Annotated in this window: 11 protein-coding genes and 7 tRNA genes; 2 read left to right on the forward strand and 16 right to left on the reverse strand. The window is 67.2% G+C overall.

Annotated elements, in window-relative coordinates; translation table 11 throughout:
• Positions 1-57 precede the first annotated feature (57 nt).
• The 16 genes from clpX to F0415_RS03305 all read right to left on the reverse strand — a co-directional run bounded on the left by clpX (position 58) and on the right by F0415_RS03305 (position 10,714).
• Complete coding sequence (gene clpX, locus F0415_RS03230; RefSeq protein ID WP_149859764.1) at positions 58-1,359, reverse strand: ATP-dependent Clp protease ATP-binding subunit ClpX; 1,302 nt, start codon at positions 1,357-1,359, stop codon at positions 58-60.
• Between the two features lie 113 nt (positions 1,360-1,472).
• Complete coding sequence (gene clpP / locus F0415_RS03235; protein WP_149859765.1) at positions 1,473-2,096, reverse strand: ATP-dependent Clp endopeptidase proteolytic subunit ClpP; 624 nt, start codon at positions 2,094-2,096, stop codon at positions 1,473-1,475.
• Between the two features lie 29 nt (positions 2,097-2,125).
• Positions 2,126-3,427: a trigger factor gene (gene tig, locus F0415_RS03240; RefSeq protein ID WP_149859766.1), complete on the reverse strand. Its 1,302-nt coding sequence runs from the start codon at positions 3,425-3,427 to the stop codon at positions 2,126-2,128.
• A gap of 86 nt (positions 3,428-3,513) precedes the next feature.
• Positions 3,514-3,598 (reverse strand) — tRNA-Leu (locus F0415_RS03245).
• Between the two features lie 46 nt (positions 3,599-3,644).
• Positions 3,645-3,720 (reverse strand) — tRNA-Lys (locus tag F0415_RS03250).
• A 56-nt stretch (positions 3,721-3,776) separates the two neighbouring features.
• A tRNA-His gene (locus F0415_RS03255) sits at positions 3,777-3,853 on the reverse strand.
• Positions 3,854-3,880: 27 nt separating this feature from the next.
• Positions 3,881-3,957, reverse strand: a tRNA-Arg gene (locus F0415_RS03260).
• 74 nt (positions 3,958-4,031) lie between these two features.
• A tRNA-Pro gene (locus tag F0415_RS03265) sits at positions 4,032-4,108 on the reverse strand.
• Positions 4,109-4,240: 132 nt separating this feature from the next.
• Positions 4,241-4,317, reverse strand: a tRNA-Arg gene (locus F0415_RS03270).
• A gap of 133 nt (positions 4,318-4,450) precedes the next feature.
• A tRNA-Ser gene (locus F0415_RS03275) sits at positions 4,451-4,543 on the reverse strand.
• Between the two features lie 54 nt (positions 4,544-4,597).
• The gene (gene csrA, locus F0415_RS03280) at positions 4,598-4,813 is read right to left on the reverse strand and encodes a carbon storage regulator CsrA (protein WP_149859767.1); all 216 of its coding nucleotides are present in this window, start codon (positions 4,811-4,813) and stop codon (positions 4,598-4,600) included.
• 129 nt (positions 4,814-4,942) lie between these two features.
• On the reverse strand, positions 4,943-7,606 hold the full coding sequence (alaS, locus tag F0415_RS03285) for an alanine--tRNA ligase (RefSeq protein ID WP_149859768.1): 2,664 nt from the start codon (positions 7,604-7,606) through the stop codon (positions 4,943-4,945).
• Between the two features lie 217 nt (positions 7,607-7,823).
• Positions 7,824-8,336 carry a regulatory protein RecX gene (locus tag F0415_RS03290; RefSeq protein WP_149859769.1) on the reverse strand — a complete coding sequence of 171 codons (513 nt, stop codon included), beginning with the start codon at positions 8,334-8,336 and terminating at the stop codon, positions 7,824-7,826.
• Positions 8,337-8,340: 4 nt separating this feature from the next.
• On the reverse strand, positions 8,341-9,372 hold the full coding sequence (gene recA / locus F0415_RS03295) for a recombinase RecA (protein ID WP_149859770.1): 1,032 nt from the start codon (positions 9,370-9,372) through the stop codon (positions 8,341-8,343).
• Between the two features lie 128 nt (positions 9,373-9,500).
• Positions 9,501-10,160 (reverse strand): transcriptional repressor LexA, encoded by a 660-nt coding sequence (gene lexA, locus F0415_RS03300; protein ID WP_149859771.1) that lies wholly within the window; start codon positions 10,158-10,160, stop codon positions 9,501-9,503.
• A 35-nt stretch (positions 10,161-10,195) separates the two neighbouring features.
• On the reverse strand, positions 10,196-10,714 hold the full coding sequence (locus F0415_RS03305) for a CinA family protein (protein ID WP_188310270.1): 519 nt from the start codon (positions 10,712-10,714) through the stop codon (positions 10,196-10,198).
• A gap of 242 nt (positions 10,715-10,956) precedes the next feature.
• Between F0415_RS03305 and F0415_RS12845 the strand changes: the two genes are divergently transcribed.
• Positions 10,957-11,268, forward strand: a complete 312-nt coding sequence (locus F0415_RS12845) for an HD domain-containing protein (RefSeq protein WP_425457815.1) — start codon at positions 10,957-10,959, stop codon at positions 11,266-11,268.
• Between the two features lie 220 nt (positions 11,269-11,488).
• Positions 11,489-11,884, forward strand: coding sequence for a CopL family metal-binding regulatory protein (locus tag F0415_RS12850; protein ID WP_188310272.1), 396 nt, complete (start codon positions 11,489-11,491; stop codon positions 11,882-11,884).
• Positions 11,885-11,894: the final 10 nt, after the last annotated feature.

An 11,894-nucleotide genomic window follows, 5' to 3' on the forward strand; every position in this document is an offset into this window, starting at 1 on the left:
TCGCAGAAAACCAAAGGCCGGCGGAACCGGCCCTTGATTCAAGGACTTACGGGCGGATCAGTCGCCGGAGGCAGCTTTGGGGGCCGGCTTGGTGACGGCCTGGCTGCCGTTGCTGTAAATCAGGTAGGGCTCGGTCTGGTGGTTGATCACCGACTCATCCACCACGACCTTGCTGACGCCCTCCAGGGAGGGCAGCTCGAACATGGTGTCCAGCAACACCGATTCCATGATGGTGCGCAGGCCGCGGGCGCCGGTCTTGCGTTTGAGCGCACGCCGGGCAATGGCCGACAGCGCGTCAGCCCTGACCTCCAGTTCCACGCCCTCCATTTCGAACAGCTTGCGGAACTGCTTGGTAATGGCGTTCTTGGGCTCGGTGAGGATCTTGACCAAGGCTGCCTCGTCCAGTTCCTCCAGCGTCGCGACCACGGGCAGACGACCGACGAACTCCGGTATCAGCCCGTACTTGATCAGGTCCTCGGGTTCGACCTCGGCCAGAAGCTTGCCGATGTCGGCCTTGCGTTCGCTGCTCTTGACCTTGGCACCGAAGCCGATGCCGCCGGCGTCGCTGCTGCGCGCCTGGATGATCTTGTCCAGGCCGGCGAAGGCGCCGCCACAGATGAACAGGATGTTCCGCGTGTCCACCTGCAGGAACTCCTGCTGCGGGTGCTTGCGCCCACCCTGCGGCGGCACGCTGGCGATCGTGCCTTCGATCAGCTTCAACAGGGCCTGCTGCACGCCCTCGCCGGACACGTCGCGGGTAATGGACGGGTTTTCGGACTTGCGCGAGATCTTGTCGATCTCGTCAATGTAGACTATGCCCTGCTGTGCCTTCTCGACGTCGTAGTCGCACTTCTGCAGCAGCTTCTGGATGATGTTCTCGACGTCCTCGCCGACATAGCCCGCTTCGGTAAGGGTCGTGGCGTCGGCGATGGTGAAAGGCACGTTCAGCAATCGCGCCAGCGTCTCGGCAAGCAGGGTCTTGCCCGAGCCGGTCGGCCCGATCAGCAGGATGTTGGACTTGCTCAACTCGACGTCGTCGTTGCGCATCCGGCTTTCGATGCGCTTGTAGTGGTTGTACACCGCCACAGAGAGCGTCTTCTTGGCCCGCTGCTGGCCGATGACGTACTGGTCCAGCACTTCCAGGATCTCGCGGGGCTTCGGCAAGTGGCTGCGGGCAGCGTGCGCCTTCTCCTCCAGTTCTTCCCGGATGATGTCGTTGCACAGCTCGACGCATTCATCGCAGATGAACACGCTCGGGCCCGCGATCAGCTTGCGGACTTCGTGCTGGCTCTTGCCGCAGAAGGAGCAGTACAGGATCTTGCCGCTGTCTCCGGAACGACCCTGGCGGTCTTCGGTCATGCTGGGTGGCCTGGGTAGTGTGGGTCGGGGCCGAGGATAGCACAGGCTGGCAGCCAGCCAGCCCCGGCCCGGCGGGGGTGGGGGCGGCGCCTTCGGCCAGGTCGCCCGGCGCCTCAGCCGGCCTGGATGGAATCCGCCGGGCGGGCGCTGAGCACGGCGTCCACGATGCCGTATTCGCGCGCCTCGTCGGCGGACATGAAGTAGTCGCGCTCGACGTCGCGCTCGATCTTTTCGAGCGGCTGGCCGGTGTTGTTGGCCAGCTCCTTGTTCAGGCGCTCGCGCAGGTAGAGGATTTCCTTGGCCTGGATGGCGATGTCCGTGGCCTGCCCCTGGGCGCCGCCCGAGGGCTGATGGATCATCACCCGGCTGTTGGGCAGCATGTAGCGCTTGCCCTTGGCGCCGGCAGCCAGCAGGAAGGAGCCCATGGAGCAGGCCTGGCCGACGCAGATGGTGCTCACGTCCGGCTTTACGAAGCGCATGGTGTCGTAGATGGCCAGGCCGGCGGTGACGATGCCGCCCGGCGAGTTGATGTACAGGCTGATGTCCTTTTCCGGGTTATCCGCCTCCAGGAACAGCAACTGCGCCACCACGACATTGGCCATGTAGTCGTCAATGGGCCCGACCAGGAAAATCACCCGCTCCTTCAGCAGACGCGAGTAGATATCGTAGGCGCGCTCGCCACGGCTGGTCTGTTCGACCACCATCGGCACGAGGTTCAAGGCCTTGGTCGGTTCCATGTCTTCTCCCTGCCCGTCAGGCCGGCGCGTCAGGCGCCGGGCCGCATCAGTTCGGCGAAGCCTACCGCCTTTTCGGTGGCGTCGGCACGCTCGGCGATCCAGTCGATCACCTGCTCCTCCATCACCCGGTTGCGCAGGCCGGCCATCAGGTTGGGGTCGTTCCGGTACAGTTCAACCACCTGCTCCGGATCCTCGTAGGTCGAAGCGATCAGCTGCAGGGTCTCGGTCAGCCGCTTGTTGTCCAGCTTCAGGCCGTTCTGGCGCGCGACCTCGCCCACCAGCAGTCCGGCAGCCACGCGCTTGCGCGCCGGCTCCATGAAGTTGGCGGGGTCGAACTTCGCGTCCTTCTGTCCCGCCTGGCGGGCCTGCTGTTCGGCGGCTGCGGCCAGGGAAGCGGCCTCGGCCTCGACCAGGCGGGGCGGCAGTTCCACCCCGGCATAGGCGGCGACCAGCTTGTCCGCCACCTCGGCCCGCAGGCGGGCCATGAGGGCGCCGCGCAGTTCGCGCTCCAGGTTGGCCCGCACTTCCTTGCGGAAGACCTCGAGCTTGCCGCTCCTGATGCCGAAGCTCTTGATGAACGCCTCGTCCACTTCGGGCAACTTCGGTTCGGAGACGCGAACGACCTTGAGACTGACCTTGGCCGGCTTTCCGGCCAGCGCCGCCACCCGCCAGTTCTCCGGGAAGGTGACCTCGACCTCGGCCTCGTCGCCGACCTTCATGCCAGCCAGCCTGGCCTCCAGTTCCGGGTACATGACGTTGGAGCCGAGCACGGTGGCGCCGCGTTCGCTGCCCTCGGCCGGAACCCGGCCATCGGCGGTCGTGGCGCTGGTCTCGACCAGCACCAGGTCGCCGGCCTGGGCGGCACGATCCACCGGCTCCCAGCTGCGGCGCTGCTGCCGCAAGGTCTCGATCATGGTGTCCACGTCGGACTCCTCGACCGAGCTGGTGACCCTGGTGATCTTCAGCTTGCCCGGCTCGATGGTGCCGAAATCGGGCACCACCTCGAAGGTGGCGGTGAAACGCAGGCCTCCGTCTTCGCCCGGGGCCTCCGCCTTGATTTCCGGGTTGCCGGCGACGCGCAGGTTCTGCTCGCGCACGGCTTCGCCGAAGCTTTCCCGGATCAGCTCGCCCATCGCCTCGTTGCGGACCTGCGGGCCGAAGCGCTGCTCGATGACCCTGGTCGGGACCTTGCCCTTGCGAAAGCCCTTGATGTTGGCAGTACGCGCGATCTCGCGCAGCCGGGCACCGACCACACCTTCGAGGCGCTCGGCCGGCAGGCTGACGGTCATCCTGCGTTCCAGATTGGCGGTGTTCTCAAGCGAGACTTGCATGTTCACTCCTGCAACCGCGCACCTCGACGGGCGCGAAAACGAAAAAACCCGCAGAGCCTAGCCGCCCCCGCGCATCCGTGCCCGGATGGTGCGAAAGGAGAGACTCGAACTCTCACGGGTTTCCCCACTGGAACCTAAATCCAGCGCGTCTACCAGTTCCGCCACTTTCGCGCTTCGCGGAGTCCAGCCCTTGTCCTTTGGGCAGGGCTGGAAGGTCTGGTGGGCCGTCTAGGATTCGAACCTAGGACCTACTGATTAAGAGTCAGCTGCTCTACCAACTGAGCTAACGGCCCGTTGACCTTCCCTGCCGCTCCGGCAGCGGAGGCGGCATTATGCCGCATCCCGGAACTGGGGTGGAAGACGGGACTCGAACCCGCGACCCTCGGAATCACAATCCGATGCTCTAACCAACTGAGCTACATCCACCAGATTCTCTGAACCTCAGCCCCCGCCTGGCGCGCCCGGCAGGAATCGAACCTGCAACCGCCGGCTTAGAAGGCCGGTGCTCTATCCGGTTGAGCTACGGGCGCCTGCCGGAATCATACCCGGCGGACCCGCCGCCCGGACCCGGCGCGAGTCGGGGTTCCGGAAGCCGGGGCCGGCCTGGTCGGGGCAGAGGGATTCGAACCCACGACATCCAGCTCCCAAAGCTGGCGCTCTACCAGGCTGAGCTATACCCCGGCGTTCAAGCCCGGCGCCTCGCCGGCGCCACAGGAGGTTCCACTCTACGGCTGCCCCGGCGGGCGCGCAACGCGCGGTACGCCGAGGCCTCCGAAGAACAAAAAGGGTGCCGAAGCACCCGTTTTGCGTTGGTGGCGCGCCCGGAGAGATTCGAACTCCCGACCACCAAGTTCGTAGCCTGGTGCTCTATCCAGCTGAGCTACGGGCGCGCAGAAGCGAAATTATGGAGTAGGCCCAGATATCCGTCAACAGCCGGCACACGATGACGCACCCGGCCACGGCCTTCCGGCGGAAGGCCTCCTCCAAGAAAAATCGCCGCCCAAAGGGCGGCGATCTCGAAGCTGGCGGAGTGAGAGGGATTCGAACCCTCGATAGAGCTTTTGACCCTATACTCCCTTAGCAGGGGAGCCCCTTCGGCCTCTCGGGCATCACTCCGGAACACTCGCCGGGCCCGCCGTTTCCGGCAAAACCGGCCGCATAGGATAGCCCTCAGCCGTCCTTGGGTAAACCCGGCGAAGGCTGCTCGCCGGCGGAGTCGCCTTCGTCCTTCTGGATGCGCTGGAAGATTTCCTCTCGGTGCACGGCGACGTCCTTGGGCGCGGTGATGCCGATGCGCACCTGGTTGCCCTTGACGCCGAGCACGGTCACGGTGACCGAGTCGCCGATCATCAGGGTCTCCCCAACCCTACGCGTCAGAATCAACATCCCCGTCCTCCCGATACGTCCCTGCACCGGCCCGCGGCTTCCCCTCGCCACGGTTCCTTCGCCGGAAAAACACGGCCCGGGCCGATGGTATGCCGGCCCGGGCCCAGGTGCAATGAAGGCTGAACGGCTTCAGCCAAGACGATCGGCGATCCAGGCCGGTACCGCCGCCAGTGCGCGGGCCAGGGCCGGGCCGTCCTCGCCGCCGCCCTGTGCAAGGTCCGGACGGCCACCACCCTTTCCGCCGATCTGGCCGGCAACATGGGACAACAGTTCCCCGGCCTTCACCTTGCCCAGCGCACCGCCCTGCACACCGGCGACCAGCGAGGCTTTGCCCCCGTTGCCGGAAGCCAGGATGATCACGGCGTCGCCGAGGCGCGACTTGAGCTGGTCCACCGCCTCGCGCAGACCCTTGGCGTCGAGGCCGTCCAGGCGGGCTGCCACGACCTTCACGCCGGCGACTTCCGGCGCCGAGGCGGCCAGATCGGCGGTAGCGCCGGCGGCGGCCCTGGCCTTGAGCGACTCCAGCTCGCGCTCGAGCTTCTTCTGCCGCTCCAGCAGCTGCCGCAGCTTCTCGACCACGTCGGAGCGATTGTTGGCACCCAGCAGCTCGGCGGCCTCGGCCAGGCGGGCCTCCTCGGCGCGCACCCAGGCCAGCGCCGTCTCGCCGGTCACCGCCTCGATACGGCGGACGCCGGCGGCGACACCGCCTTCGGAGACGATCTTGAACAGGCCGATGTCGCCGGTGGCGCGCACATGCGTACCACCGCAGAGCTCGGTGGAGAAATCGCCCATGCGCAGCACGCGCACGCGCTCGCCGTACTTCTCGCCGAACAGGGCGATGGCGCCGAAGTCGAGCGCTTCCTGCATGCCCATGTGGCGGATCTCGGCCTGGGCATTGCGGCGGATCTCGGCGTTCACCAGCGCTTCGATGCGCTCCAGTTCTTCGCCGGTGACGGCCTGGAAATGCGAGAAGTCGAAGCGCAGGCGATCGGGCGCGACCAGCGAGCCCTTCTGGGTGACATGCTCGCCCAGCACTTTGCGCAGGGCGGCGTGCAGAAGGTGCGTGGCGGAATGGTTGAGGACGATGGCTGCGCGACGGGCGCCGTCGACGCTGGCGGCGACGCGGTCGCCCAGCTTCAGCGCGCCTTCGGCCACGCGGCCGACATGGCCATGGAACACGCCCGAGACCTTCACGGTGTCGCGCACCTCGAAGCGGGCGGCAGCGCCGCGCAGCTCGCCGGTATCGCCCACCTGGCCGCCGGATTCGGCGTAGAAGGGCGTGCGGTCGAGCACCACGATGCCGTCCTCGCCCGCGGCCAGGGCCTGAACCGGATTGCCGCCGCGCAGCAGGGCCACGACCTTGGCGTCCTGCACCTGCAAACTCTCATAGCCGAGAAAGGCAGTCGGGGCCAGCTGCGCGACCAGCTCTGCCGGCAGCGCGGCAGCACCCGTGAACTTGCTGGCGGCGCGGGCCCGCTCACGCTGTCGCTCCATGTGCGTCTCGTATTCGGCCAAAGCACCCGCGGCCAGGGCCCAACCCTTGTCGGCATTCTCCCGTACCAGGTCGGCAATCAGGTCGGGCGGGCAGCCATAGGTGTCGTGAAGCTGGAACAGCTGCTCGCCGTCGATGCGGTTACCCGATGCCGCCAGGTACTCCTGCAGGCGGGCCATGCCCGCTTCCAGAGTCTGCGCGAAGGCGGCTTCCTCGGCCTTGAGCGCTTGCTCCACCAGCGCCTGCTTCGCGGCCAGCTCCGGATAGGCCTGGCCCATCACCTCGACCAGGGGCGCGACCATGCGCCAGAAGCGGCCATCGGCATGCAAGCCGTCGAGCTTCCAGAAATGGCGGATGGCGCGGCGGATGATCCTGCGCAGCACGTAGCCGCGGCCTTCGTTCGAGGGCAGCACGCCATCCACCACCAGGAAGCTGCAGGCACGGATATGGTCGGCGATCACGCGCAGCGATTTGTTCTCCAGGTCATCGGTACCGGTCAGCCGCGCCGCCGCCTTGATCAGGTGCTGGAACAGGTCGATCTCGTAGTTGCTGTGCACGTGCTGGAGCACGGCGCAGATACGCTCCAGGCCCATGCCGGTGTCCACGCAGGGCGCCGGCAGCGGCACCAGGCTGCCGTCGGCCTGGCGGTCGAACTGCATGAACACCAGGTTCCAGATCTCGATGAAGCGGTCGCCGTCCTCGTCCGGCGAGCCCGGCGGGCCGCCCGGGATGTGCTCGCCGTGGTCGTAGAAGATCTCGGTACAGGGGCCGCAGGGGCCGGTGTCGGCCATCTGCCAGAAGTTGTCGCTGGCGTAGGGCGCACCCTTGTTGTCGCCGATGCGGATGATGCGGTCGGCGGGCAGCCCGACCTGCTCGTGCCAGATGTCGAAGGCCTCGTCGTCGGTGTGGTAGACGGTGACCAGCAGACGCTCGCGCGGCAGCTTCCAGACCTGGGTCAGCAGCTCCCAGGCCCAGAGGATGGCTTCCTTCTTGAAGTAGTCGCCGAAGCTGAAGTTGCCCAGCATCTCGAAGAAGGTGTGATGCCGGGCGGTATAGCCGACCTGGTCGAGGTCGTTGTGCTTGCCTCCCGCGCGCACACAGCGCTGGCTCGAGACCGCCCGCCGATAACTGCGCTTCTCGGCGCCAAGGAACACGTCCTTGAACTGCACCATGCCGGCGTTGGTGAACAGCAGGGTGGGGTCGTTGCCCGGCACCAGCGGGCTGGAGGCGACCACCTCGTGGCCCTTGCTGCGGAAGAACTCGAGGAAGTCCCGGCGGATGTCGTTGCTGGTCTTGGTCATTGCGGCGGCTGACTGGCGGAATCGGAGGCCGACGCGCGGCCCGGCCCTGTCCTTATGGGGGCAGGGCCTGGAGTCCGCAATCGAATCGGCGAGGCCGCCAAGATTAGCAGCCCGGGCGCCATGGCCGGCAGGACCGCTTCAACCGCACCCAGCGGCGCCGGGCCAGGTGCCGGGCATCGCGCCCGGTGCCGCGTCGGGCGGCGAGTGCCGTGGCGACTCAGCCGACACCTTCCGTGCCGGGCGGCGTTACGCCCTCTTCCGCCGCCACCGCCCGCACGGCTCCCCAGGCCTGATCCTGGTCGAAGCCCCGGCGCAGCAGGAACTCCACCCACTTCCGGCAGCGGCCCGGATCGGCCAGCTCGCCCAGCCGCACCCGGCGGGCGACCAGCTCCCGGGCCCGGCCCGCCCAGTCGGCCTCGCAGGCGGCCAGGGCGGCGGTGATGTCGTCCTCGCCCAGGCCATGCCGGGACAGCTCGGCCCGGATCCTTACCGGGCCGTATCCGGCGGCCGCGCGGTCCCGGGCGAAGGCCTCGGAGAACCGGCGGTCATCCTGGTAACCCTGGCCGGCCAGCCGGTCCACGGCCGCCTCGGCCTCCGGCGAATCGAAGCCCCGGGCCACCAGGCGCCGCGCCAGGTCACGGCGCGAGTACTCCCGCCGCACCAGCAGGCCCAAGCCCCTTTGATAGGGGTCGTTGCCGCCCCGGGAAGCCCTGCCGCCGGCCACACCCATGACCTCAGTCCACCGTTTCGGCGGTTTCGTCGCCGATCACCAGGCCGGGCACGAACTTCTCGCGCAGCTTGGCTTCCAGATCCTTGGCCACCTCGGGATTGTCCTTCAGCCACTGGCGGGCGTTCTCCTTGCCCTGGCCGATGCGTTCGCCGTTGTAGCTGTACCAGGCGCCGGCCTTCTCGATCAGCTTGGCGTCTACGCCCATGTCGATGATCTCGCCCTCGCGGCTGATGCCCTGGCCGTAGAGGATCTCGGTGACGATGACCTTGAACGGTGGCGCCATCTTGTTCTTGACCACCTTGATCTTGGTCTGGTTGCCGATGACCTCGTCGCCCTTCTTGACCGAGCCGATGCGGCGGATGTCCAGGCGCACCGAGGCGTAGAACTTCAGGGCGTTGCCGCCGGTGGTGGTTTCCGGACTCTGACCGGGCATCATCACGCCGATCTTCATGCGCAGCTGATTGATGAAGATCACCAGGCAGTTGCTGCGCTTGATGTTGGCGGTGAGCTTGCGCAGGGCCTGGCTCATCAGCCTGGCCTGCAGGCCGGGCAGCTGGTCGCCCATCTCGCCCTCGATTTCGGCGCGCGGGGTCAGCGCCGCCACCGAGTCCACCACCACCATGTCCACCGAATTGGAGCGGACCAGCATGTCGGCGATCTCCAGGGCCTGCTCGCCGGTGTCCGGCTGGCTGACCAGCAGGTCTTCGACGTTCACGCCCAGCTTCTGGGCGTAGGTGGGATCGAGCGCGTGCTCGGCATCGATGAAGGCGGCGGTGCCGCCGGCCTTCTGGCACTCGGCGATGGCCTGCAGGGTCAGCGTGGTCTTGCCGGAGGACTCCGGACCGTAGATCTCGATGACGCGCCCCCGGGGCAGGCCGCCGATACCCAGGGCGATGTCCAGCATCAAGGAGCCGGTACTGACCACCTCGGCCGGTTCGGCCGCCTTGTCGCCCATGCGCATGACAGCGCCCTTGCCGAACTGCTTTTCGATCTGGCTCAGGGCCGCGGCGAGCGCCCGCTTCCTGTTCTCGTCCATGGTCTTGTCCTCGGGGTTCGTGTTCGGGTTGGCGGCCACTCTAGGGGCTCAGAGTCTCAGGGACCGAGATGCAGCCGAAAGCGGCGGAATCCCGGCTCGCGGGTAGGGGAATAGCGCGTCCTGCGCCCTCACCGGTTCGGCCTCACCAGGCCGCAGTACAGGCCCTCGATGGCGAAATCCTGGTCGGGCCGGACCTGGATGGGCGGGTAGTCGGGATTGCGCGGCAACAGGCGGATGCCGTCCTTGCCGGTCTTGAACAGCTTGACGGTGATCTCGTCGTCTATGCGGGCAACCACGATCTGGCCGCTGCGCGCCTCGGGCGTGCGGTGCACGCCGATCAGGTCGCCGTCGAGGATGCCCTCGTCGCGCATGGAATCGCCGTGCACACGCAGCAGGTAATCCGGCGCCGGCGAGAAGAACACGCGGTCGAGCAGCACCATGCCGTCGTGGCCGGCATCGGCGCCGATGGGCATGCCGGCGGCCACGCGGCCGAGGATGGGCAGGCGCAGCAGGTCATCCCCGGCCACCGGGACGAGGTCGGCGGCCGGGGACGACGAAAGCGGCAGAGAAGACGGCGTCCGGGACACCAGGCGGATGCCCCGGGCCTGACCGGGCACGCGGCGGATGGCGCCGGCCTGCTCCAGGGCCTCGAGGTGGTACTGGGCCGCCCGCACGCCCTTGAAGCCGAAGGCATGGGCGATCTCGACCTGGGACGGGGGCACGCCCTCGGCCTCGATGCGTTGGGCGATGAAGGCCAGGATGGCCTGCTGGGTCTCGGTCAGTTTCATTAGTAGCAATACTACTAACCGCCCCGGCCCGGCTGTCAAGCCCCCTTGGCCAGGGCCAGCAGGCCACGCAGGGCGGCGGCGACGGTCTGCCGGCGCACGGCCTCGCGATCACCCTCGAAGTGGAAGACCTCGGCCCGCGGATAGCCGCCACGGCGCTTCCAGCCGATCCAGACCGTGCCCACCGGCTTGTCCGGGGTGCCACCGCCCGGGCCGGCGATGCCGGTCACCGCCACGGCGATGCTGGCACCGGAGTTCACCAGGGCGCCGGACACCATCTCCAGCACCGTCTCCCGGCTGACCGCGCCGTGTTCGGTGAGGGTTTCGGGCCGCACGCCCAGCAGGGCCTGCTTGGCCTCGTAGCTGTAAGCGGTCATGCCGCAATCGAACCAGGTCGAACTGCCCGGGATGTCGGTGATCGTCTTGGCGATCCAGCCGCCGGTGCAGCTTTCTGCCGTGGCCAGCATCTGGTTGCGGGCCTGCAGCAACCCGCCCACCTCGGCGGCCAGGGCGTGCAGGGTGTCGTCGTCGGGGATGGCGGTGGTGTCCATCGGCATAGGGTAGCTGCCGTCGGGGCCGGCCGCCTCCCTCGCCCGCAGCCCCCGGGGGCATGACCGGCATTGCCAGCCCCTGTCGTTGGCCTCAACGAAACAGGGGGTCCGTCCGTCGTCTCCGGCCAGGCAGGGCCGTTCGGCCGCCATTCTCAGCCTGTGAGACAGGGACATGCGACATGACTACGCCATGCGCGGAGGACCTTCCGCAAACCTCCACATCAGGCACCATGAGTTCGGCCACTTCGATGCCAAGCGTTCCTTGGGGCAAATGCAGCCCAGACGGCAACTTCCACCCCTTGGTGGATCATTGCCTGGATGTCGCCATCGTCCTTCGCACCTTGCTCGACCAGGGTTCACTCGCACGCGTCGGCGCCCTGGACGCGCACCAGAAGGATCGCCTGGCGGTCATTACATTTCTCCATGATTTCGGCAAGTGCAACTGGGGTGTGTACGGAAGGCATCCGAGGACCGATGGACGCCGCCATCGCGCGTCCATTGGGTTTGGCTTGCTGGTGGCCACACGGGCGCCGGTGCTCTATCCATCGTGTGGTGCGTGACCGCTTCGGTCATCGCGGCATCGTTAAGCTGGTAGCCGCTGGGACTGCGGTGACCAGGTGTTGGATGCATGGAAGGCGGAACACACAAGCGGCCCATACTCGCAGCGGCACTTTCCCTCCGGAACCATTGAGTCTGCACCGGCGCGTTGCCGGTGTATTCATCTGCCGTTTACATGGGTCCGTATATATAATCGGGCGCATGCCTCTGCGCGCACTCCTGATGCGGTTGTTCCTGATCGTAGCCTTGCTGGCTAACGGTCCGGGCATCGCTGGTGCGTCCATGCACATGACGGAGCACCTGAGCAACTCCCCGGGTGACGCCGCCCACGTGACAGCGACGCAGACAGCGGCCGACTGCCACGGGGCCGGAGTGATCGCTCCGGTGACCGACGACCACCATCATCCGCAGGCCGCTGATCACACCGGGACAGCACCACCGTTGGGCGACTGTTGTGAGACGGGCAATTGTGGTGCCTGCATGCACCACTGTTCAGCGGCAATCGCCGGGTCGGCACTCGCCGATTTCACCGTCCGGTACCGACAAACCGTCGAACCGTTCCTGTCAGTGCACGCGTCCGCTGCACTGACCAATCTTTGCCGACCTCCGATCGGCTAAGTGTCGCCGC

This window comes from Arenimonas fontis (assembly GCF_008386465.1).
GTDB lineage: Bacteria > Pseudomonadota > Gammaproteobacteria > Xanthomonadales > Xanthomonadaceae > Arenimonas > Arenimonas fontis.

Excerpts from the sequence above, each read along its gene's own strand:
- clpX (WP_149859764.1), bottom strand. The coding sequence starts at position 1,359 with ATGACCGAAGACCGCCAGGGTCGTTCCGGAGACAGCGGCAAGATCCTG.
- clpP (WP_149859765.1), bottom strand. The coding sequence starts at position 2,096 with ATGGAACCGACCAAGGCCTTGAACCTCGTGCCGATGGTGGTCGAACAG.
- tig (WP_149859766.1), bottom strand. The coding sequence starts at position 3,427 with ATGCAAGTCTCGCTTGAGAACACCGCCAATCTGGAACGCAGGATGACC.
- csrA (WP_149859767.1), bottom strand. The coding sequence starts at position 4,813 with ATGTTGATTCTGACGCGTAGGGTTGGGGAGACCCTGATGATCGGCGAC.
- alaS (WP_149859768.1), bottom strand. The coding sequence starts at position 7,606 with ATGACCAAGACCAGCAACGACATCCGCCGGGACTTCCTCGAGTTCTTC.
- F0415_RS03290 (WP_149859769.1), bottom strand. The coding sequence starts at position 8,336 with ATGGGTGTGGCCGGCGGCAGGGCTTCCCGGGGCGGCAACGACCCCTAT.
- recA (WP_149859770.1), bottom strand. The coding sequence starts at position 9,372 with ATGGACGAGAACAGGAAGCGGGCGCTCGCCGCGGCCCTGAGCCAGATC.
- lexA (WP_149859771.1), bottom strand. The coding sequence starts at position 10,160 with ATGAAACTGACCGAGACCCAGCAGGCCATCCTGGCCTTCATCGCCCAA.
- F0415_RS03305 (WP_188310270.1), bottom strand. The coding sequence starts at position 10,714 with ATGCCGATGGACACCACCGCCATCCCCGACGACGACACCCTGCACGCC.
- F0415_RS12845 (WP_425457815.1), top strand. The coding sequence starts at position 10,957 with ATGCCAAGCGTTCCTTGGGGCAAATGCAGCCCAGACGGCAACTTCCAC.
- F0415_RS12850 (WP_188310272.1), top strand. The coding sequence starts at position 11,489 with ATGCGGTTGTTCCTGATCGTAGCCTTGCTGGCTAACGGTCCGGGCATC.